The organism is Arthrobacter jiangjiafuii (assembly GCF_018622995.1).
In the GTDB taxonomy this organism is placed as follows: Bacteria; Actinomycetota; Actinomycetes; order Actinomycetales; family Micrococcaceae; genus Arthrobacter_B; species Arthrobacter_B jiangjiafuii.
Genome location: NZ_CP076022.1, coordinates 1,800,979 through 1,822,733, shown reverse-complemented (window position 1 = coordinate 1,822,733; position 21,755 = coordinate 1,800,979). Strand labels below are relative to the sequence as shown.

At 66.8% G+C, this 21,755-nt stretch carries 21 protein-coding genes and 1 riboswitch; of the genes, 13 read left to right on the top strand and 8 right to left on the bottom strand.

Features of this window, described 5'->3' with window-relative positions:
• Positions 1-39 precede the first annotated feature (39 nt).
• Positions 40-609 (top strand): TetR/AcrR family transcriptional regulator, encoded by a 570-nt coding sequence (locus tag KKR91_RS08635; RefSeq protein ID WP_210228696.1) that lies wholly within the window; start codon positions 40-42, stop codon positions 607-609.
• Between the two features lie 34 nt (positions 610-643).
• Here KKR91_RS08635 and KKR91_RS08630 read toward each other — a convergent pair whose 3' ends face one another.
• The 5 genes from KKR91_RS08630 to mftR all read right to left on the bottom strand — a co-directional run bounded on the left by KKR91_RS08630 (position 644) and on the right by mftR (position 6,131).
• Positions 644-1,876, bottom strand: coding sequence for an acyl-CoA dehydrogenase family protein (locus KKR91_RS08630; RefSeq protein ID WP_210228694.1), 1,233 nt, complete (start codon positions 1,874-1,876; stop codon positions 644-646).
• A gap of 131 nt (positions 1,877-2,007) precedes the next feature.
• Positions 2,008-3,240 carry a cobalamin-independent methionine synthase II family protein gene (locus KKR91_RS08625; RefSeq protein WP_210228692.1) on the bottom strand — a complete coding sequence of 411 codons (1,233 nt, stop codon included), beginning with the start codon at positions 3,238-3,240 and terminating at the stop codon, positions 2,008-2,010.
• Between the two features lie 9 nt (positions 3,241-3,249).
• Positions 3,250-3,346, bottom strand: a riboswitch (SAM riboswitch).
• Positions 3,347-3,585: 239 nt separating this feature from the next.
• Positions 3,586-3,918 carry a histone-like nucleoid-structuring protein Lsr2 gene (locus KKR91_RS08620; protein ID WP_210228690.1) on the bottom strand — a complete coding sequence of 111 codons (333 nt, stop codon included), beginning with the start codon at positions 3,916-3,918 and terminating at the stop codon, positions 3,586-3,588.
• A 230-nt stretch (positions 3,919-4,148) separates the two neighbouring features.
• A complete protein-coding gene (locus KKR91_RS08615) occupies positions 4,149-5,435 on the bottom strand; it encodes an ion channel protein (RefSeq protein WP_210228688.1) in 1,287 nt (428 codons plus the stop codon).
• Positions 5,436-5,492: 57 nt separating this feature from the next.
• Complete coding sequence (mftR, locus tag KKR91_RS08610; RefSeq protein WP_210228686.1) at positions 5,493-6,131, bottom strand: mycofactocin system transcriptional regulator; 639 nt, start codon at positions 6,129-6,131, stop codon at positions 5,493-5,495.
• Positions 6,132-6,223: 92 nt separating this feature from the next.
• Between mftR and mftA the strand changes: the two genes are divergently transcribed.
• The 12 genes from mftA to mftF all read left to right on the top strand — a co-directional run bounded on the left by mftA (position 6,224) and on the right by mftF (position 16,772).
• A complete protein-coding gene (gene mftA, locus KKR91_RS08605; protein WP_210228684.1) occupies positions 6,224-6,358 on the top strand; it encodes a mycofactocin precursor MftA in 135 nt (44 codons plus the stop codon).
• An 11-nt stretch (positions 6,359-6,369) separates the two neighbouring features.
• Positions 6,370-6,648 (top strand): mycofactocin biosynthesis chaperone MftB, encoded by a 279-nt coding sequence (mftB, locus tag KKR91_RS08600; protein ID WP_210228683.1) that lies wholly within the window; start codon positions 6,370-6,372, stop codon positions 6,646-6,648.
• Positions 6,645-7,928: a mycofactocin radical SAM maturase gene (gene mftC / locus KKR91_RS08595; RefSeq protein ID WP_210228680.1), complete on the top strand. Its 1,284-nt coding sequence runs from the start codon at positions 6,645-6,647 to the stop codon at positions 7,926-7,928. Before mftB ends, mftC begins: the two co-directional genes overlap by 4 nt.
• Positions 7,929-7,978: 50 nt before the next feature.
• On the top strand, positions 7,979-8,809 hold the full coding sequence (locus tag KKR91_RS08590) for a mycofactocin-coupled SDR family oxidoreductase (RefSeq protein WP_210228678.1): 831 nt from the start codon (positions 7,979-7,981) through the stop codon (positions 8,807-8,809).
• A 55-nt stretch (positions 8,810-8,864) separates the two neighbouring features.
• Complete coding sequence (locus tag KKR91_RS08585; RefSeq protein WP_210228676.1) at positions 8,865-9,677, top strand: mycofactocin-coupled SDR family oxidoreductase; 813 nt, start codon at positions 8,865-8,867, stop codon at positions 9,675-9,677.
• A gap of 49 nt (positions 9,678-9,726) precedes the next feature.
• Entirely contained in the window at positions 9,727-10,557 is an 831-nt protein-coding gene (locus KKR91_RS08580; RefSeq protein WP_210228674.1) for a mycofactocin-coupled SDR family oxidoreductase, read from the top strand.
• A 42-nt stretch (positions 10,558-10,599) separates the two neighbouring features.
• A complete protein-coding gene (locus tag KKR91_RS08575) occupies positions 10,600-11,439 on the top strand; it encodes a mycofactocin-coupled SDR family oxidoreductase (protein WP_210228672.1) in 840 nt (279 codons plus the stop codon).
• A 25-nt stretch (positions 11,440-11,464) separates the two neighbouring features.
• Positions 11,465-12,376 carry an AAA family ATPase gene (locus KKR91_RS08570; RefSeq protein WP_210228670.1) on the top strand — a complete coding sequence of 304 codons (912 nt, stop codon included), beginning with the start codon at positions 11,465-11,467 and terminating at the stop codon, positions 12,374-12,376.
• A 105-nt stretch (positions 12,377-12,481) separates the two neighbouring features.
• Positions 12,482-13,363: a vWA domain-containing protein gene (locus tag KKR91_RS08565; protein WP_210228668.1), complete on the top strand. Its 882-nt coding sequence runs from the start codon at positions 12,482-12,484 to the stop codon at positions 13,361-13,363.
• A gap of 66 nt (positions 13,364-13,429) precedes the next feature.
• Positions 13,430-14,626 (top strand): pre-mycofactocin synthase MftD, encoded by a 1,197-nt coding sequence (gene mftD, locus KKR91_RS08560; protein WP_210228665.1) that lies wholly within the window; start codon positions 13,430-13,432, stop codon positions 14,624-14,626.
• A complete protein-coding gene (mftE, locus tag KKR91_RS08555) occupies positions 14,627-15,361 on the top strand; it encodes a mycofactocin biosynthesis peptidyl-dipeptidase MftE (protein ID WP_210228663.1) in 735 nt (244 codons plus the stop codon).
• 10 nt (positions 15,362-15,371) lie between these two features.
• Positions 15,372-16,772: a mycofactocin biosynthesis glycosyltransferase MftF gene (mftF, locus tag KKR91_RS08550; protein ID WP_210228661.1), complete on the top strand. Its 1,401-nt coding sequence runs from the start codon at positions 15,372-15,374 to the stop codon at positions 16,770-16,772.
• Between the two features lie 35 nt (positions 16,773-16,807).
• Here the strand turns inward: mftF and KKR91_RS08545 are convergent, their stop codons facing one another.
• The 3 genes from KKR91_RS08545 to KKR91_RS08535 form a co-directional block, all read right to left on the bottom strand.
• Positions 16,808-18,304, bottom strand: a complete 1,497-nt coding sequence (locus KKR91_RS08545) for an MDR family MFS transporter (protein ID WP_210228659.1) — start codon at positions 18,302-18,304, stop codon at positions 16,808-16,810.
• Positions 18,305-18,388: 84 nt separating this feature from the next.
• Positions 18,389-20,875, bottom strand: coding sequence for an ABC transporter permease (locus KKR91_RS08540; RefSeq protein WP_210228658.1), 2,487 nt, complete (start codon positions 20,873-20,875; stop codon positions 18,389-18,391).
• 1 nt (position 20,876) lies between these two features.
• Complete coding sequence (locus tag KKR91_RS08535) at positions 20,877-21,650, bottom strand: ABC transporter ATP-binding protein (RefSeq protein WP_210228656.1); 774 nt, start codon at positions 21,648-21,650, stop codon at positions 20,877-20,879.
• Positions 21,651-21,755: the final 105 nt, after the last annotated feature.

Below are 21,755 nucleotides of genomic sequence, written 5' to 3'. Positions count from 1 at the left end.
CTGATCGCTTAGTCAGCACCCCGGATGGAGCACAAACCTATGACCGATACCGCCCAACGGCTGTTGGACTCTGCAACCGCGGCCTTCGCGGCCAAGGGATTCCACGGGACGACGACGCGGGACATCGCCACGGGCGCCGGTGTCACCCCCGGTGCGGTGTACGTCCACCACAAGTCCAAGGAAGACCTGTTGTACAGCATTTCGAAGGTGGGCCACGAGCGCACCTTGGAACTGGTGCGCAGCAGCGCCGCCTCCGCCGACGAACCGGTGGAGCAGATAACGGCGCTGGTGCGCAACCTGGCCCAGTGGCAGGCAGCCAACCACACCCGGTCCCATGTGGTGAACTTCGAGCTGCCGGCCCTCTCCGATGAGCACCGGGCAGATGTCCTGAGGATGCGGCACCAGGTCGAGGACGAGTTCCGCCAGGTTGTGGAGGACGGACTGAAGCAGGGCGTTTTCGATGTGCCCGACTCCAACATGGCCGTGGTTACCCTGCTCTCGATGTGTATTGACGTCGGCCGGTGGTACCGCGGCAACGGCCGGCTCAGCGCTGAGGAAATCGGAGAACACCACAGCCAGATGGCGCTGCGCCTGCTCGGGGTCCGCTAGCCCTTCCCGCGTTGCCGGGCCCCTCCCCCGTGGGTTAGGCGAACGCCGAGAACCCGGTGATGTGCCGCCCAAGGATCAGCGACTGCATCGTATCGGTGCCCTCGTAGGTGAAGACAACCTCCATATCAGTGAGGTGCCGGGCCACATGGTTCTCCAGGAGCAGGCCGTTCCCGCCCATGATGTCCCGTGCCTCGGAGCAGATCCAACGGCCCTGGCGGGCGGCAAACATTTTCGCCATCGACGCCATCGGACTGGTCATGGCACCCTCGTCCGCGAGCTGGTTCAACCGGAAGCAGGTCAGCTTGATGGCGGTGAGCTGGGCCAGCATGTTGGCCAGCTTGTTCTGCACCAGCTGGAACCGGCCGATCTCCTTGCCGAACTGCACGCGTGTCTTGGCGTACGCCACCGCAATCTCGTACGCGGCCACCGCGTGCCCCAGCGCCTCCCAGGCGACTCCTCCGCGCGTGGCAGCCAGGACCTTGTTGACGTCCTTGAAGGAGCTGCAGTTTTCCAGCCGGTTTTCTGCGGGAATCCTCAGGTCCTCGATCACGATGTTCGGCTGCAGCACGGCACGCTTGCCCATCTTCCCGGTAATGACCGTGGCGTTGTAACCGGCCGGGTGGTTGCCGTTGGCATCCTTTTCCATCACGAATCCCTTGACCGAGTCGTCGGCTTCATCGCGGGCAAAGATGATGACGACGTCGGCGAAGCTTGCGTTTCCGATCCAGCGCTTGCTGCCGTTGAGGACGTAGGTCTCCCCTTCGCGGCGGGCGGTGGTTTCCAACGAGACGGAATCGGAGCCGTGGCTGGGTTCGGTCAGGGCAAAGGCGCCGATTTTGTCGAACCGGGCCATGGCGGGCAGCCACCGCTGCTTCTGCTCTTCGCTGCCGAGCATGTCGATGCTGCCCATGGCCAGGCCGGAATGCACGCCGAAGAAGGTGTTGATGGAACCGTCGCCGCGGGCGAGTTCTGCTGCCGCGGTGGATGCGGCCAGCCGGGTCAGGCCGGGGCAGCCGTAACCCTGGATGGTGCCGCCGGCGATGTTCAGCGCGGCCAGTTTGGGGATCAGTTCGTAGGGAACCTCGGCCCGCTCCCAATAGTCGTTGATGACCGGCAGCAGGTCGTTGTCCACAAACGCCCGCACCCGCGCCTGGACGTCCCTGGCCTGGTCATCGAGGAGGTTGTCGAGCAGGTACAAGTCGCTGTCGACGTCGTTCCCGGCGGCCGGATCAAAGGTAAAGGGAAGGGGCTGCGTGGTGGTAGTCATCTCGGCTCCGTTGGGTAAATGATCGTTTAGTAACCGAGTATGCGGGCGCTGACGGCCTCCGTCAAGGGTGCGGGCAAAGGGGTATCAGGACGGAGGCCGCATCGCTGCGGAGAACCGGCGCGGACGTCAGTTCAGTGCCGTGATCCGGTGAAGAGACGGCTGGCAGCGATCTCGGCGCCGCGGCCCAGTGATTCCAGCTTGGCAAATGCGATGTCCGGATGCAGCCGTCCACCCAGGCCGCAATCGGTGCCGGCAATGACATTCCCGCTGCCCACAAGCCCGGCAAAGCGCTCTATCCGCTGGGCCACAAGTTCAGGATGTTCCACCACATTGGTCGCGTGGGACACCACGCCCGGAACGAGGACCTTCCCCTCCGGCAGCGCCACGTCCCGCCAGATCGTCCACTCGTGCTCGTGCCGCGCGTTGCCGGCTTCGAAGGCGTAGAAACCGGCGTTGATCCCCAGCACGAGATCCACGATATTGGCGAACTCGATGTCGGTGGTGTGCGGACCATGCCAGGATCCCCAGCAGACATGGAACCGGACCTGCTCCTGCGGGATCCCCCGCAGTGCGTAGTTCAGGGCGTCGATCCGGATCTGCGTGAAGCGCCGGTAGTCCTCGACGCTGGGTTCGGGATTGATCTGGTCCCAGTTCTCGGCGATCGAGGGGTCATCGATCTGAACCGTCAGCCCTGCGTCCGTGATGGCCTTGTATTCCTCACGCAGGACATCTGCCCAGGCGTAAATGAACTCCTCTTCGCTCTTGTAATAGTCGTTGCCGATCCGGCTGGCCGATCCCGGGGACAGCGCCGTGATGAAGCCGGTGGGCAGGTCGGCAGCCGCCAGCCCGGCCTTGAGGTTTGCGATGTCTGTAGCCAGGGCATCGTGGCCGGTGTAAGTGATGGGTCCGGTGGCCGTGGGAAAGGCCGTGGCATTGCGGCCCAGTTGGATCCCGCTTTCCGGATCGGAATAGGCAGCTGCAAATCGGGTCCAGTCGCGGCGGTCTGCAAAAGAGGTCAGCCGGATATTCCCGGCTTCGCTGCGAACGGGTCCGGTAGTGATGGGATTAAAGTCAGTCAGCTCCAGGCCCGCCGTGCGTTGGAAGCTGTAGGTCCACCATGCCCCGTAGTCCACCGGGCTGGACATGGCCTTGCCGTACTCCCCATCGCCGGGAATGGTAATGCCGAGGCTCTTTTGGCGCTGCACCAGGTCAATTACCGCGTCGGTCAGAAGCAGTTCAAACTCCGGGGTGCGTTCGAGGGTAAAACCATCGTCGGCGAAGGTCCGGGCTGCATTGGCGCTTATGAGTTCCGGTGTCCGGGGCAGCGAACCGGCATGGGTGGTGGAAATCTGGTCGAACGTCATGGTGTATTCCTTCCATCGGTCCTGCCATTAGCACCTTTCCGGAAGGAATGTCCGGGGGAAGCTGCAGCGTCACGGAGGCAGGTCTCTCAGCTGCTCTGGATGGGTAGTTGCGGGACGAAAAACCAGCATGCGCCCGTCGGCAGCAAAACTCCAGCGGCACGAAATATGAAGCCGGGGCGTCGAAATATGGCGAGGCAGGAGACGCGCATCTGGCGCAGACGCCCCCGCCAGGCGGGGTAAGAGTAAACCCGGAAGATCTCATACCGGTGGTCAGGCGCCCCCCTGCGCCCGGTACCAGTTGCCCGGATCCTTCCCGCTGTGCCAGGCAGGAAAGAAGGGCGGGGATTACTTTTGGGCGGAGCTGTACGCTTCGCGGATTTCCTGGCTGATCCGCCCCCGTGCGCTGGGCTGGAAGCCATTGGCTACCGCCCATTCACGGATTTTCCGGCTCTCGCCGCTGCGGGGAACCGTTTCCCGTTTCGCAGCACGGCCGGTTGAGCCGCCGCGCAAACGCCTGGCATTGGAGAGATACGGTTCCAGTCTCCCGCGGAGTTCCGCGGCATGGTCGGCCGTCAGATCGATTTCGTATTGTGCGCCGTCCAGCGCCAACTTCACAGTTTCCTGTGCGTCTTCACCGGTTAGGTCGTCAATCAGGAGAACTTGTCTTTTCTGAGCCACGGGGCTTTTTCCTCATTCATAGTATTTTGGACCACCCCCCAAAACAGTTTAGCGGAAGTGGGGCTGTGCAATAGAGCTGCACAGGCATTTCTCTTTCCCAATCCAAAGATGATTGGGCTCTGCCCCTGCTTCATCACTAGCTGCCTCGCAGCGCGGGGACCGCAGGAAGCATTTGCGCATAAGGGTACCCAACAATGCACGCTTTTCAATCGAACAGGGAGATTCCCTGCCTAGGCAGGACGAGAGGCGGTGCCGCCGTCGGGCGCTGCCAGCATGTGCGGAGCATTGGTGACCACCAGCCAGGCCGGCAGTACTGCCAGGCAGAGTACTGCCGTTACGCTCACGTCCCCCGTAATAAGGACCGCGATGAACAGGGCCATCCAGCCGTCGCGGGCCACTGCGAGGACTACGCCGAGCACGGCTGCCGACACGGCCAGGCTCACCGGCACGGAGGGTACGAAGGCCACCGCGGCAAGCCCCGCAGCCACGCCGACAAAGACGGCCGGGAAGATCCTGCCCCCGCGGAAGCCGGCCGCTGCGGCGATCACCAGGGCAACCAGCTTGACCGCCGCGAGGAACACCAGTGTCCAGGCCGATTCGCTGCCGCGCTGCGCCAGCAGCGCGGCGGATTCCTCCGCTCCCTTGAACAGGGTCAGCGGTCCGCCGATGACACCCAGCAGGCCAAGCAGCGCTCCGCCCAGCGTCGTGAAGAGCACCGGGTTGCCGAGCCGGTGGAACGTATGGTGAACCCGGGTGAAGACGCCAACGCCCAACAGGGCAAAGCCCGCCGCGAGCGGAGCAATGATGAATCCTGCCAGCACATCCCACCCGTCAGGGCTGCCCATGGCGGGCAGCCCGACGGTCAGCAGGGTTCCGCCCAGCAGGGTCATGGTCACCGCCCCCGCCCCGGCGGCGGCGAGCGGCAGGAAGAGCCTGTCGAACAGGGCTCCGCCGCCCGCCATTGAGCCGGCGAGTCCGGTGAAGAGCAGTGCTGCGGCGACGGGGGTCCCGAACAGCGCCCCCACAGTTCCGGCGACTGTCAGTCCCACGACCAGCTGTGCCGGAACGCGGGAGAACAGCCGGCCGATCAGCACTGTGAGGATGGCCGTGTTGATCGCGATGATCGGATTCTCCGGACCGAGGCTGACGCCGCCGGCCAGTCCGAGCACTGCTGCGGCCGCCACGCCAGGAACCGTGCCCAGTGGAAGGGCGGATCCACCGAGTTCCACCGCCGCCGAATCCGGGCCGGCGTGCCCGGGAACGAAGCGCACAATGAGCCCGACGGCGAGTCCCGTAAGGGTCAGGGTGCCGAAGATCCACCAGCCGCCGTCGGGATCTGCACCAACAGCATGCGGCAGGTTCTCCCAGATCAGGTGCTGCAGCAGGCGGCTGAGTTCATCCAGCGCGAAAAGCACCAGGGCGGAGACCACGCCGATCAGGATGGCCGGCAGGGCGAGCATGATCAGGGTCCGGACGCGGTTTCGGTCCAGCGCACCTTCTGGTGCAGGTTCGGACATGGCGCCTCATCCCTGGAATCAGCTGCCCTCGAGACGGTTCACACGTGGCCTTTAAAACTACTGGCTCCCGCCCGCAAGGAACAGGGAGCCGGGTTCATCCGGCACGCCGTGGATGAGCTGGAGTGACTGCAAAAGCACATCGGTCAGGACCAGGTCCTCGGACCGCAGCCACTGTTCATAGGCTGCCAGGCACAGGCCGAGCAGGGCCCATGCGATGGCCTGGGGCTGCAGGCTGTCCACCGGTACGTCCAGCCTCCGGGCGGCATGGGCGGCAACGACCTGCCGCCAGGCGGCATAGCGCAGGGTTGAGTGCGCCAGCAGAGTGGGCACATGCAGCAGCAGTTCCATGCGTTGCCGGTGATACGGGGCCTCTGAAGCAGGAAACCGGTTGAACTCGATCACGGCACTGCACAGTCCGGTTTCCAGCGGCATGTCTTCGGGAAGCCCGCGCAGATAGCCGGACATCCTGGCCAGCAGGTCTTCGAAGTCCCCCCAGGGGAGGTCGTTCTTGGACGGAAAGTAGCGGAAGAACGTCCGGCGGCCGATTCCCGCGGCAGCCGCAATGTCATCCACGGTGACCCGGTCAAAGCCGTCGCGCTGGAAGAGGGCCAGCGCCACGTGGCTGAGCTCGGCCTTGGAGGTGACCGGTTTCCGCCCGCTCCTGGCTGGGCCGGATGGCCCTTCCGTCGTGTCCAAAAACTACCCCTTCCCAATGGCACTGGGTGCCGTTAGCCTCGTCCGCACAGAGTATCGCCATCGACGCCGGTTTCTGCCGCAAGGAGCACAAAATGACCATGGATCGCACCGCCACTCCCCCGGCCACTGAAATGACTGCACCGTCTGCCGCCCCCGCGGGGCCGGACGCTGACGATGAACTGCTGGTGGAGGAAGTCTCCATCGACGGCATGTGCGGCGTGTACTAGGACCGCCGGCCATGCCGAGCTTTGACCTCAACCGTCCCTGGCGCCTCCATCCCCAGGTGTCCGTCCGCCCCGAGCCCTTCGGAGCCCTGCTCTACCACTTCGGAACCCGCCGGCTGTCCTTCCTCAAGGACCGGACCCTGCTGGACCTGGTGCGGAAGCTCGGAACCGAGCCCACCGCGCGCGCTGCCTGCACCGCCGCCGGCATCACCGACGACGCGGGTCTGGCCCGTTACCAGAAGGCCCTGGGCACCCTGGCTACCTCCGCAATGGTGATCGAGAGGAAACCATGACCCTGATCCAGGATGTTCCCGCCCGCCAGGCAGCGACCCACAAACCGACCACACTGGTGGACCTGTTCGAGACCGGTCTGGACGCCCCGATCTGCCTGACCTGGGAGCTGACCTACGCCTGCAACCTGTCCTGCGTCCACTGCCTGTCCAGCTCCGGCCGCCGGGATCCTCGAGAACTGAGTACCGAGGAGTGCAAGGCCGTCATCGACGAGCTGCAGCGGATGCAGGTGTTCTACGTCAATATCGGCGGCGGAGAACCGACGGTCCGCTCCGACTTCTGGGAGCTCGTGGACTACGCGACGGCGCATCAGGTGGGCGTGAAGTTCTCCACCAACGGCGTGAAGATCACTCCGCAGGTAGCGCAGCGCCTGGCGGCCAGCGACTACGTCGACGTGCAGATCTCGTTGGACGGCGCCACCGCCGAAGTCAATGACCACGTGCGCGGTCCCGGATCCTTCGACACCGCGATGCGGGCGATGCAGAACATGGCGGATGCGGGCTTCACCGGCTTCAAGATCTCCGTGGTCTGCACCAGGCAGAACATCCCGCAACTCGATGAATTCAAGGCCATCGCCGACCGGTACAAGGCCCAGCTGCGGCTGACCCGGCTGCGTCCGTCAGGCCGCGGCGCCGATGTCTGGGACGAACTGCATCCCACCGCCGATCAGCAGCGCGAACTCTACGACTGGCTGGTGGCCCACGGCGAGGACGTCCTGACCGGCGACTCGTTCTTCCACCTCTCCGCGTACGGCGGCGCCCTGCCGGGCCTGAACATGTGCGGCGCCGGGAGGGTGGTGTGCCTGATCGACCCGGTCGGCGATGTGTACGCCTGCCCGTTCGCCATTGCCGACGAATTCCTCGCCGGCAACGTCCGCAGCCCCGGCGGATTCACCGAAGTGTGGCGGCACTCGGAGTTGTTCACCGAACTGCGCAGCCCGCAAACCGGCGGAGCCTGCGCATCCTGTGCCTTTTACGATTCGTGCCGCGGCGGCTGCATGGCCGCCAAGTTCTTCACCGGTCTGCCGCTGGATGGTCCGGACCCCGAATGTGTCCGCGGCCTGGGCGCCGAGGCGCTGGATAACCGCACGGCTGCCGCGCCCCGCTCCGGCGTCGACCACTCCCACCGGACCTCTCCCCCGCGGCCGCGCTCCGGTCCGGTGCCCGTGACCATTTCCCGGCGCCGTGTGGAGCAACCGCCCGTCAGCGCCTGCGCGGAAAACCCGCTGGCCGGGTTCTCCCCCGATACGCCGGGTTCCGGCGGCTGCGGCTGCAGCAACTAAACAGCTAACCCGCATCGAACGAAGCAACTATCCAGAAAGAGGTACACACCATGGGACGTGTAGAAGGAAAAGTCGCATTCATCACCGGAGCAGCCCGCGGACAGGGACGGAGCCACGCATTGAGGCTTGCGCAGGAAGGTGCCGACATCATCGCCGTCGACATCTGCAGCCAGATGGACACCGTGCACTATCCAATGGCCACTTCCGAGGACCTGCAGCAGACGGTAAAGGAAGTTGAAGCACTGGACCGCCGGATCGTGGCCATCGAAGCGGACGTTCGGGATTATGCCGCGCTCAAAGCTGCGGTTGACGACGGCGTCGCGCAGCTGGGCCGGCTGGACATCGTCTGCGGTAACGCTGGAATTGCCGGGTTCGGGCGTGCGGAGGAACTCTCGGCCGGCGAATGGGGCGACATGATTGACGTCAACCTCACCGGGGTATGGCACACCGTGAAGGCGGCCATTCCCCATCTGAAGGCCGGCGGCAACGGCGGGTCAATCATCCTGACCAGCTCCACCGCAGGGCTGATGGGAATCGAAAACTCTGCGCACTACGTGGCGGCCAAGCATGGCGTGGTCGGGCTGATGCGGACCCTGGCGCTGGAACTGGCTCAGGACATGATCCGTGTCAACACCGTCCATCCCACCGGCGTGGACACGGACATGATCCAGAACAGCACCATCTACGAGCTGTTCGCACCTGATTTGGACAGCCCGACGCGGGAGCAGATCGGCGAGCGCTTCCAGGCACTCAACGTCTTGCCCATCCCCTGGGTCGAAGCCGTGGATATCTCCAACGCCGTCCTCTTCCTCGCCTCGGACGAGGCCCGCTACATCACCGGCGTGACCCTGCCCATCGATGCCGGGTCCACCGCAAAGTAGTCCCGCTCGCCAACAGCTATCCGTTATCCGTTATCCGCTAACCAGGAGGTACGCCATGGGGCGTGTAGAAGGAAAAGTCGCATTTATTACCGGGGCAGCCCGGGGACAGGGCCGCAGCCACGCTATCCGGCTGGCGCAGGAAGGGGCGGACATCATCGCCGTCGACCTCTGCGACACCATCCCGGGGATCGGCTATCCCTCGGCCACCGAGGAGGACCTGGCGCAGACCGTCAAGGAAGTGGAGGCCCTGGACCGTCGGATCATCGCCACCAAGGCCGACGTCAGGGACCGGGCCGCGCTGCAGCAGGCCGTCGATGCCGGAGTGGCGGAACTGGGCAGGCTGGATATCGTCGTCGCCAATGCCGGAATCTGCATCATGAAGCCCTGGGACGAGGTGACCCCGGAGATCTGGGAGGAAACCGTGGGCACCAACCTCACCGGAGTGTGGAATACCGTCCAGCTGGCAGCACCGCACCTGGTCACGGCCGGAGGCGGCTCCATCATCCTGACCAGCTCGGCTGCGGGGTTGAAGGGACTGCCGTTCCTGACACCGTACGTTGCCGCAAAGCACGGGGTGGTTGGCCTGATGCATGCGTTCGCCACGGAGCTCGCCGAGCATCATATCCGGGTGAACTCCGTCCATCCCACGGGCGTGGACACCCCCATGGCATCCGGCGACGGCATGGCAGAGATGGGCGCAATGCTGGCGGCCCATCCCCGCGTTGGGGCCATGATGACCAACCTGCTGCCGGTGGAGATGACCGAGCCCGTGGATATCTCCAATGCGGTCCTCTTCCTTGCCTCGGACGAGGCACGGTACGTCACGTCGCTGACGATGACGGTCGACGCCGGAAACACGCAGTACTAGGAGCAGTAGCCGCCGAAAGCGGAACCACAACCACCGAGAGGAGCACGCGATGGGGCGTGTAGAAGGAAAAGTCGCATTCATTACCGGAGCAGCGCGGGGGCAGGGCCGAAGCCACGCCATCCGGCTGGCCCAGGAGGGCGCAGACATCATCGCGGTCGACATTTGCCGGCAGGTTGGCAGCGTCCCCTACGGAATGGCAACCGCGGAGGACCTGCAGCAAACCGTCAAAGAGGTTGAAGCATTGGACCGCCGGATCGTGGCTGTTGAGGCGGATGTGCGCGATTACAACGGGCTGAAGGCTGCAGTGGACGAGGGCGTGGCGCAGCTCGGCCGGCTGGACATCGTCAGCGCCAATGCCGGGATCTTTTCCCTGGGCCGGACGGAAGAGCTCAGTGAAGAGTCCTGGCAGGACATGATGGACATCAACCTCACCGGTGTGTGGCATACGGCCAAGGCAGCCATTCCGCACCTGAAGGCCGGAGGCAACGGCGGATCCATCATCCTGACCAGCTCCGCAGCCGGTCTTACGGGCTCGGAGAACATCGGCCACTATGTCGCAGCGAAACACGGCGTGGTCGGGCTTATGCGGACGCTGGCCCTGGAACTGGCTCCAAACATGATCCGGGTGAACTCACTGCACCCCACCACGGTGTCCACGGACATGATCCTCAATGACGCCGCTTACCGCCTGTTCCGGCCGGATCTGGAAAACCCAACCAAGGACGATGCCCGCGAAGCCTTCGCCACCATCAATGCCCTGCCTATCGAATGGGTAGAGGCAGCCGATATCAGCAACGCCCTGCTGTTCCTCGCCTCGGACGAGGCACGGTACGTCACCGGCGTCACCCTGCCCGTCGACGCGGGTGTTCTGCTCAAATGACCTGCCCGTGCAGCAAGCCGCTGCACCAGAAAGGAAGTCTCCATGGGAACCCTTGAAGGAAAAGTTGCATTCATTACCGGAGCCGCACGGGGCCAGGGACGCAGCCACGCGCTGCGACTGGCCCGGGAAGGCGCCGACATCATCGCCGTCGACCTCTGCGGGCCGGTGGACAGCGTCACCGACTTCTATCCGCCGTCCACACCGGAGGACCTCAAAGAAACCGTCCGGATGGTCGAGGCCTTGGATCGCCGGATTGTGGCAGTGGAGGCGGATGTCCGGGATATCGGCGCGTTGACGACGGCCGTGAATCAGGGGGTGGCGCAGCTGGGGCGGCTGGACATCGTGGTGGCCAATGCCGGGATCTTCACCTTCGGCTCCGATACCCATCAGATCGACGGGCAATCCTGGCAGGACCTGATGGACATCAACGTCACGGGCGTCTGGCACACCTACAAGGCGGCAGCCGAGCACCTGATTGCCTCGGGAGCGGGAGGATCAGTGATCATCATTTCCTCCCTGGCCGGTTTCAAGGGACTGGCCAACGTTGCGGCCTACACCACGACGAAGCATGCAATCGTGGGCCTGATGAAGGTGCTGGCCAATGAACTCGGTCCACTGGGCATCAGGGTGAACACCATTCATCCCAACTCCATCGACACCCCAATGGTGAAGAACACCCATACCTATAAGTTGTTCCGCCCCGAACTGGACGATCCGCAGGCCGACGACGCCGAACCGGCCTTCGCCGGCCTGAACCCGATGGGCAAGGCCTGGATCGAGCCGGAGCACGTCTCGAATGCGGTGGCCTGGCTGGCCTCGGACCAGTCGTACTACGTCTCCGGGGGCCAGATCCCGGTGGACGCGGCCGCGGCCGTCCACTGACCGGGTTGGGCGGAAAGGAACCCCTGTGCACACCACTGATCTAACGGAGACCCGGACCCGGATCGCCGCGAAGCTGGTCGGCCGCGAGCGGGAGCTGGAACTGACCCTCGCGGCCGTCGCCGCCGGCCGGGACATTGTCCTGGAAGGCCCTCCGGGCACCAGCAAGACCACCATGCTCCGTGCCATCACCGATGAGTGGGGCATTCCGCTGCTCTTCGTCGAAGGCAACGCGGACCTCACGCCCGCGAAGCTGGTGGGCCACCACAATCCGGCCCGGGTGTTGCGCGAGGACTACAGCGCGGACAATTTCGTCGCCGGACCGCTGGTCGAGGCCATGCAAACCGGCGGTTTCCTCTACATCGAGGAGTTCAACCGCGCCCCGGAAGACACCCTCAATACCCTGCTCGCCGCCATGGCCGACCGTTCCATCGCCGTGCCCCGGGTGGGCAGCATCGCCGCGCAGCCCACCTTCCGGGTCATTGCGTCGATGAACCCGTACGACAACATGGGCACCACGCGGCTCTCCACCTCCGTACACGACCGGCTGAACCGGCTCGCCATCGGCTACCAGGACGACGACGCCGAACGCGGCATTGTCACCCTGCGCACCGACGCGGACGGACCGTTGGGCCGGGACCTCACCGTCGACGCCGTCGCGCTCACCCGTGCCACGCGGGAGCATCCGGATGTGCGGCAGGGATCCAGCGTCCGCGGTGCCATTGACTGTGTGCTGGTCGGCCTGCAGCTGGCAGGCCTGCGCGGGGTGCGGGACGCCGGCGATCCGGGCTATCCCGCCCTGGTCTACGACGCCATGGTGGTCTCCCTCTCCGGACGCATCCATCTGGACGAAGCTGCCGAAACCACGCCCGAACGGGTACTGCGGGAAATCTGGGAGGACCGGTTCATCCTCAACCCTGCCGCGGCGGCCCCCGGATGAAGAGAAGTCCCAGCCGATTCACCGCTGGAACGGCGGAGCAGCCGTACGCCAGCGGCGCGGGCCCCGCTGCGCCGTACGCCGAAGCAGCTCACCGAGGAACCCACGGTGTTTGAACCGGTGCCCGGATCCGGCGGCGCGGTCATTCAGCCGCTGTCCGCCGGCCGGCGGCCACCGGCAGGCGCCCGTCCGCCAGGGGTGTCGCGGCCTGGTTTTACCGATGAGCCCGCCGAGCTGACTGACGCCGGCATCTCCGCAGCGCCGGTGGACCCGGCGGTGCAGGCCCGGATGCGGCAGATCGCTGCCCGCCTGGCCATGCCTCGTCCGCGCCGGGATTCCACTGCCCGCCGCGGCAGCGGTGCACTGGACAGCCTCCCCTACCGAGGGGGAAGCGATGACATCGATCTGGACCGGACACTGGAGGTCCTGGCTGAACGCCCCGTTCCGGAGGACGAGGACATTGTGGTGCGGGACCGGATCCGCACCCGGCGTTCCGTGGTGCTGGCCGTTGACGTCTCCGGATCCATGAAGGGGGAACGCCTCCAGACCGCGGCGGCCGCCGTCGGGGCGCTGGCCGCCGAACTCCACCAGGACGCACTGGCCGTCATCGCCTTCTGGTCCGATGCGGCCCTGCTGCTGCCCCTGGGAGGTGAGCTGAAACCGATGGAGCTGTTGGACACGCTGCTGCGGATGCCGGCACGCGGACTCACCAACATCAGCTTCCCGCTGGAACTTGCCCACCGCCAGCTGGCCCGGATCCCGGTCCGGGACGCCCGGGTGCTGCTGCTCTCGGACTGCGTCCACAATGCCGGCCCCGATCCCCGGGTAGCGGCTGCCCGGCTGCCCCGTCTGGATGTCCTGATCGATACGAGCGCCGAGACCGACGTCGACCTCGGCCGTGAGCTGGCCCGGTCCGGCCGCGGCACCGCCCGGACGATCCGCACCTACCGGGATGTCGCCCCGGCCGTCAGCGCGGTCTTCAGCACATGAGCAGCCGGCCGACCCACTTTTCCAGTCTCACCGAACTCTCCAGTCTCACCCAAGAAAGGCAGTGCCATGTTCAGGAACCCGTGGTTTGAAACCGTTGCCGAGGCGCAGCGCAGGGCCAAGCAGAAACTCCCCAAGTCCGTGTACGGCGCCCTCGTGGCCGGATCCGAGCGCGGTGTGACCGTGGAGGACAACATCACTGCCTTCTCCGAGCTGGGCTTCGCCCCGCATGTGGTCGGCCAGACCGAGAAACGGGATCTTTCCACCACGGTCATGGGACAGCAGATTTCCCTGCCCGTCATCATCTCCCCCACCGGAGTGCAGGCGGTCCATCCGGACGGCGAGGTGGCGGTGGCGCGGGCAGCGGCCGCCCGGGGCACCGTCATGAGCCTGAGCTCGTTCGCCAGTAAACCGGTGGAAGAGGTGGCTGCCGCCGGCGCGCCGCTGTTTTTCCAGATGTACTGGAGCGGATCCAGGGAAGCGATGCTGCAGCGGATGGACCGGGCCCGGTCGGCCGGTGCCACCGGCCTGATTTCCACCCTGGACTGGTCCTTTTCCAACGGGCGCGATTGGGGCAGCCCGGTCATTCCGGAGAAAATGACGGTCAAGGCCATGGCCCGCCTGGCTCCGGAGGTGATTCCGCATCCGCGGTGGCTGCTGGACTTCGCCAAGTCGGGCCGGATCCCCGACCTGACCGCACCGAACCTCACTCCGCCGGGCGGAGAAGCCCCCACCTTTTTCGGGGCCTATGGGGAGTGGATGCAGACTCCTCCTCCGACCTGGGAGGATGTTGCCTGGCTGCGCGAAGCCTGGGGTGGGCCGTTCATGCTCAAGGGCGTCTCGCGGGTCGATGACGCGCGGCGCGCGGTGGACATCGGCGTCACCGCCCTTTCCGTGTCGAACCACGGCGGGAACAACCTCGACGGCACACCGGCAACCATCCGGATCCTGCCGTCGGTGGCCGAAGCGGTGGGCGACCAGGTGGAAGTCCTGCTCGACGGCGGCATCCGGCGCGGGTCCGACGTCGCCAAGGCCCTGGCGCTGGGTGCACGGGCGGTGCTGATTGGCCGGGCCTATCTGTGGGGGCTGGCAGCGAACGGCCAGATCGGCGTGGAGAACGTGCTGGACATCCTGCACGGGGGGCTGGACTCTGCGCTGCGTGGCCTGGGCCGTTCCTCCATCCACGAGCTGGTGCCCGAGGACCTGGTGATCCCTCCGGGGTTCACCCGGACGCTGGGCAATCCCCTGCCGGTCCGGGAGTACTGAGTGCTGTCGGAACTTTCGGCCTTGTCCTGGCCGGAGGTCCCCGGTGGTGCCACGGTGCTGGTGCCGACCGGTTCCACCGAACAGCACGGACCGCATCTGCCGCTGGACACCGACACAGTGATAGCCGTGGCCGTCGCCCGGGCGGTAGCAGCCGAGCTGGCAGGGCTCGGCGGGGAGGACGGGGCCGCCGTCGTCGTTGCCCCCGCACTGCCCTACGGCGCCAGCGGCGAGCACCAGCATTTTCCGGGAACGGTCTCGCTCGGAAGTGAAGCCCTGCACGCGGTGCTGGTGGAGCTGGTGCGGTCGCTGTCCACCTGGGCCCGGCGCATTGTGTTTGTGAACGCGCACGGCGGGAACGTTGCGCCGCTGGCCCGTGCCGTCATGCAGATGAACCGGGAGGGTCACCGGACGGCGTGGGTGCCGTGTGTGGCCGGGGCCGCGGATGCGCACGCCGGGCGCACCGAGACGTCGCTGATGCTGCACCTGGCGCCGGACACTGTGGAGCTGAGCCGCGCCGTCTGCGGCAACACCACCCCGGTGGCCGAGCTGATGCCCGCCATGACGGCCGGCGGGGTGGCTGCAGTGTCGGTCTCGGGGATCCTGGGTGACCCCGCGGGGGCCGCTGCCGCCGAGGGCGAAGCGCTGCTGCGCGCTGCCGTATTTTCGGTGCTGGGCCGGCTGGACGGCACCCCCGACAGGCATGGCTGCCTGCAGCCGCGTGCCGTGGTGTCATGACGGTGGCGTCATGAGTCTGCTGCCGATCGGGTTCCGGGTGCGGCTGGCACCGGATGTGCGGGTCAGCGGCGGCGGAACAGTGCTGACCGGAGGCGCTCCGCTGCGGGTGCTGTTTCCCGGAGCGGCGGCACGGGCACTGCTTGAAAACCGGGAATTCTCCGTGACGGACCGCCGGTCCCGTGCCCTGGCGGACAAACTGCTTGGCTACGGCATAGCCGAGCCGGTGACCGCATCGTTGCCGCCGGTGTCTCCTGCACAGGTGACCTATGTGGTGCCGGTGCGGGACCGGCCCGCGGCGCTGGAACGGCTCCTGCACAGCATCGGCTCGGGCAAGGCGGTGGTCGTGGTCGACGACGCCTCCCAGGACCCGGACACCATTGCCGAAGTGGCGGCTCGCCACGGGGCGGACTATCTTCCCCTGGCCGAAAACGTCGGTCCTGCCGGTGCCCGCAACGCCGGGCTGTCCCGGGTCCTGACACCCTTTGTGGTGTTTGCGGACTCGGATATGGTGCTGGATCCGGAGACGGTTCCGCAGCTGCTGCACCATTTCGCGGACCCGCTGGTGGCCCTGGCGGCACCGCGCATCCTGGGCTGGAATCCGGGCGCGGATCGGGGCTGGATCTTCCGGTACGAGGATTCACGTTCCTCGTTGGATTTGGGTGCCCGGTCGTCGCTGGTGCATCCCCGGGCGAAGGTGTCCTGGCTGCCGGCCGCCTGCCTGGTGGGCCGGGTCGAGGCCCTCGGCAGCGGGTTCAGCCCCGAACTTCGGGTCGCAGAGGACGTTGACCTGGTCTGGGCCCTGGTCCGCGACGGGTGGCGGGTCAGGTACGACGCGTCGGTGGCCGCGCGGCATGAGCACCGCCGGGAACTGGTGCCGTGGCTGGGCCGGAAGGCGTTTTATGGAACCGGAGCCTACGAACTGGCGCTGCGCCACGGCAGTAATGTGGCTCCGGCCGTGTTGTCTCCGTGGAGCGCGGCAGCCATGCTCGCGCTGCTGGCGCAGCGGCGCTGGTCGGTCCCCGCCGCGGCGGCCTTGGCCGGGTGGACCACGCTGCGCCTGGCCAGCCGGCTCCGGCGCGGCCCGCAGCCGGTGGTGCTGGCAGCTTCACTGACGGGCCAGGGGATGCTCGCCGCACTGGGCCAGACCTCGGCCCTGCTGCTGCGGCACTGGTGGCCGCTGACCGCCGTCGGCGTTTGTGTCTCGCGGCGGATCCGGCGGGCGGCGCTGGCAGCCGCGCTGGCCGACGTCGTGGTGGAATACGTGCGGACCGGAACCGAGCTCGATATTGTGCGGTTTGCCGTGGCCCGCCGCCTGGATGACCTGGCCTACGGGGCCGGGGTGTGGCTGGGAGCGGTCCGCGGCCGGTCACTCCGGGCACTGATACCCGAAATCACCGGCCGCCGGACCTGAATATTCGCCCGGCCGCGTGGCCAGCGAAGACCGCATTAGTGAATGACGACGCCTTCGGGCAGCTCATTCGTAGGGCGGCGGACCAGGAGCGAGGCCGCCACCGCCACCAGCGAGATGACCGCACCCCAGAAGAAGGCGGTGTGCACCCCTGAGGCGGCAGCCTCAATGGCGCCCGCGCCGTCGTTCAGGGCCGCGGTGGTGCCGGTGGTCATCAGGGTGATGAACACGGCTGTTCCGGCGGCACCGGCCAGCTGCTGCAGGGTATTGATGATGGCACTGCCGTGGGAGTACAGCGACTTGTCCAGGGACCCCAGCGCCGAGGTGAAGAGCGGGGTGAAGATGAAGCCCAGGCCGGCGTTGAGCAGGCAGTGCATCAGGATCACGAGGCCCACCGGGGTTTCATCCGTCAGCAGGGTCATGCCCCACAGGGCGGCGCTGAGCACCACGGCGCCGGGAATCACCAGCGGGCGGGGACCGAACCGGTCAAACAGGTTGCCCACGATCGGCGACAGGATGGCCATCACGGCGCCGCCTGGAAGCAGCAGCAGCCCGGTGTGCAGTGTGTCCAGGCCCAGCACGTTCTGCAGGTACAGGGGAAGGACGATCAGGCAGCCGAACAGGGCCATCATGGAGACCAGGACCAAAACGATCGCCACCACGAACGGCCTGCTGGTGAACGTGCGCAGGTCCATCAGGGCACTGTCAGTGCGCTGGAGCACCAGCTGGCGCAGGACGAAGCCGGCCATGGCAACGACGCCGGCAGAGAGCGGGATCCACAGCGGCATCAGTTCCTTGCCCTGCGCGGCCTCGCCGATGCTGCTGAGGCCGAAGATGAGTCCGCCGAAGGCAAAGGTGGACAGCACGATGGAGAGCACGTCGAAGGGAACGCGCTTGGTTTCGGTGAGGTTCTGAACCTTCATTGCACCCACAGCCAGTGACAGCAGGGCAATCGGGAGCACCAGCCAGAACATCCAGCGCCAGTCGAGCGCGTTGAGGATGATGCCGGAGACCGTGGGGCCGATTGCCGGTGCCACCGCAATGACGATGGAAATGGTGCCCATCATCTGGCCGCGCCGGTGCGCAGGAACCGCGTTCAGGACCGTGGTCATCAGCAGCGGGAGCATGATGGCGGTACCGCCGGCCTGGATGATCCGTCCGCCGAGCAGCGTGCCGAATCCCGGGGCCAGCGCTGCCAGCAGCGTACCGGCGCTGAACAGTGACATGGCGGTCATGAACAGCCCGCGCATGGAGAAGCGCTGCAGCAGATACCCGGTGGCGGGAATGACCACGGCCATGGTCAGCATGAAGCCGGTGGTCAGCCACTGCGCGGTTCCGGCGGTGATATTCAGGTCCGCCATCAGCCGTGGCAGGGCCACGCTCATGATGGTTTCGTTCAGAATGACAACGAAGGAGGAGACCAGCAGTAGGCCGATCACGGTCTTCGTGCGTGGGTCCAGTGCATCGGAAGCGGGTGCGACGGGACGCGCGGTTGGGCTGGTTGAGGGGCGTTCGGCGGGACGGTCAATACTCAAAAGGGAATAATCCTGTTCGCGTGGGGTGGGTCTGTAATCCTATGCGGTGGCCCTCGGGGAGGAGGAATCAGCCCCGGCCTTCCCTCACCCCGTCCGCACCGGCCGCAGCGCGGCGTGCGTCGCCACGGCCACCGAGCCCAGGCCCAGGACCGCCGCCGTTCCGGCAATCACCGCGTAGACCAGCGGCACGACGGTCGGGACCGGCTGTCCGGACACGCTGAACGCGATACCCGCCAGCGGCGGCAGCGCCAGGACTGTTCCAAGCACCACGGCAGCGAGCACCATCAGCCCCGACTCCACGCCTGTCATCCGCCGCAGCTGCCGGTCCGAGGCTCCCAGCGCCCGCAGCAGCTCCAGCTCCGGACGGCGCCGGGCTGTCGCCATGACCAGGGTGTTCACCACCGACAATCCCACGTAGCCCAGCAGGACCAGCAGGGCGACAACGTTGATCCAGGACTGCGCGTTTCGTTCCTGCGCTCCGGCGGCGCCCATTCCCTCACGGTCCAGCAGTGTCAGGCCCAGGGCGGCGACGGCGTCGGACAGCTCTCTCGGATCCTCCTGCGATGACACCAGCAGGTAATCGTTCAGGCCGGTGGAGGTGTGCTCGCGCAGGGTGTCGTTGGCGACGGTCACGTCACCGAATCCCAGCCCGCGCTCATAGACGGCGACGACGACGGCAGTCGCCTCGGTGCCGTCGCCGAAGTGGAATCCGAAGTCCTTCCCTACATCCGCACCGGACTGCCGGGCAAGGTCTTCGCTCAGGGCAACGGTCCCGGGTTCGGCCAGCCGCTCCAGCGACCCCCGGCTTACGCCCAGGTCAAGGGCCCGGTCCACACCCTGCGGTTCGACCCCCTGCACCGCGTAGGCTTCCACGGCGTCATCCATGCCCAGGACTCGGGTTCCAGCCAGCACCGCCGACCGCACCACCGGCGTGACGCCGTCGACGCCGGGCAGTTCGGCGACCCGGGCGGCCAGGTCGGCCGAGATCCCCGAAGCGGGGGCGCTGACCAGGTATCCGGCAACCATGCCGTCGCGGGACTGCCGTCCGGCTTCGGTCTCGATGGTGGCCGGCATGAACAGCTGCACCGATCCCAGGGCCACGGCCAGGGCCAGGGGGACGATTCCGGCGGCCAGCCGGCGCGGAAAGGCCGACGCGTTGGCCCCCGCCAGGACCATCGACGCCGAGGGGCTGCGGCGCAACACCGGTCCGGCGAGCCGCAGAGTCCCGGTCACGATCCACGGACCCAGGACGCCGGCGGCGATGATCAGCAGCAGCGCGCTGGCTGCAGCGGCGGTCAGGCCGGCGAGGCCAGGCACGGCAAGCGGGGCGAGGGCAGACACTAATCCCGTTCCCAGCAGCACCAGGCCGGTCATGACCCGGCGCCTGCCCAGGCGTGGAGACTCGGTGGCTGCCTCCCGCAGTGCCGTGGTCGGTGCCGTCCGGACAGTGCCGCGGGCGCAGAAGAGCGAGGCGCCCACGGCACTCCCCACACCCAGGAGTACGGCTGCGAGCGCCGGAAGCGGACTGTAGGCCAGGGCGAAGTCCTCGGGGAGGATGCCGCCGGCAGCGAACTGCCGCGCCAGCAGATGCGCCAGCCCGTACCCGGGCGCCGCGCCCAGCACCGCTGCGCCCCCGGCAACCAGCGCCACCTCCCGGGCCACCAGGCCCAGGGTCTGTCCGGATCCTGCTCCCACCGCACGCAGCAGCGCAAACTCGCGCCGGCGCTGCAGGATGGAGAGCGACAGCGTGCCTGCCGTAACAAACACCGCGGTCATCAGGGCTACCCCGGCCAGCGAACTGCTCAGCAGCAGGAGCATGGACCGGGCTGCCGATCCCCCCAGCGACTCCACATCGCCGCGCGCGTTGCCGGTATAGCCCACGACGCCGGCCACCTGGCCTTCGATCGCGGCGGACAGCTCCTCCGCAGCGACCCCGGGCTCGGCCAGTACGCCCACGGCAGCAACCGTGCCCCCGTGGGGCCAGAGCGCAGCTGCGCCGGCGGAGCTCAGGAAGACAGCGGGGTGGGCTGGGGAGTTGTTCGCTGGGGAGTTCTCCGTGGCGGCGATACCGGAGACCGTGTACGAGGCAGGTACTCCCCCATGTGAGAGTTCAACTCTGTCGCCCGGGGCGACCCCAAAGGATTCATCCACGACGACTTCCGCTTCCACGCGCGGTTCCCGGCCCGAAACCAGACCATACGGTGCCAGTTCCGCAGTTTCCCAGGCGGATGCGTCAACGCTCTGGCCGGTCCCGGTGAGCAGGGGAAGGCTGTACGTGCCGACCGCCCGCTGCACGCCGGACACGGCCGCTATCTCGTCCACCACGGTTTCGGGCAACAGGACCCGTTCGGGAAAGGGCGCCGCCACATCTTCGGGAACGGGCATCGACTGCGGGGCGCCCACGACGACGTCGGCTCCCCGCAGCCGCTGGACCTCCGTGCCGCCGCGCAGCCCGGATTCGATCAGCACACCCATGCCGGTCATCAGGGCGGCGCAGAGGAACACGGCCACAAACACTCCGGCGAACCCGCCGCGGTTGTGCCGGATTGAAGCTTTGGCGAGGGTCCACATATCAGCGCTCTCCCAGATAGGCCACGCGTTCGGTGACATCCCGGACGCTGGCGTTGGCCATGCTGCCGTCCAGGTGCCCGTCGGCGAGGAAAATAATGTTGTCTGCCGCGCAGGCGGCCACCGGATCATGAGTCACCATGACTACGGTCTGTCCCAGTTCCGATACCGTGTGGCGCAGCAGGTCCAGGACCTGGCGGGCGGTGGCGGAGTCGAGTGCTCCGGTGGGTTCATCGGCGAAGACTGCCTCCGGGCGGGTAATCAGTGCCCGGGCGATTGCCGCCCGCTGCTGCTGGCCGCCGGAGAGTTCCTGAGGCTTGCGCTCCCCCAGTCCGCCCAGTCCCACGGCCTCCAGGACGTACCCGAGCCATGCCGGGTCGGGGGCGCGGCCGGCCAGCAGCAGCGGCAGGGTGACGTTCCGGGCCACCGACAGCTGGGGCAGGAGGTTGTAGGACTGGAAGACGAAACCCACGTGGTCGCGGCGGAACCGGGTCAGGGCCTTGCTGCGCAGCCGGGAAATCTCGGTGTTGCCCAGCAATACCTGACCGCTGTCCGGGGCATCCAGGCCGGCGGCACACTGCAGCAGCGTGCTTTTGCCGGATCCGGAGGGGCCCATGACCGCGGTGAAAGTGGCGGGCGGGACGGTCAGGGTCACGTCGCGGAGGGCCGGCACAACGGTGGTGCCGGAGCGGTAGCTTTTGGACACTCGGTGCAGCTGGAGGGCAGGGGCTGCGGGGTAGGCGGTGGTATCGGAAGGTGCGGTGGTATCGGAAACCATCGGGTTCGTCCTTGGGTCGGTGGTGGGCTCTTAGTTCGGTGGCGAAAGCGGCGGACTGCCGGTGCCGGTTCTGCCTTCGACGCTACGGATCCGCGGCAGCGGTTC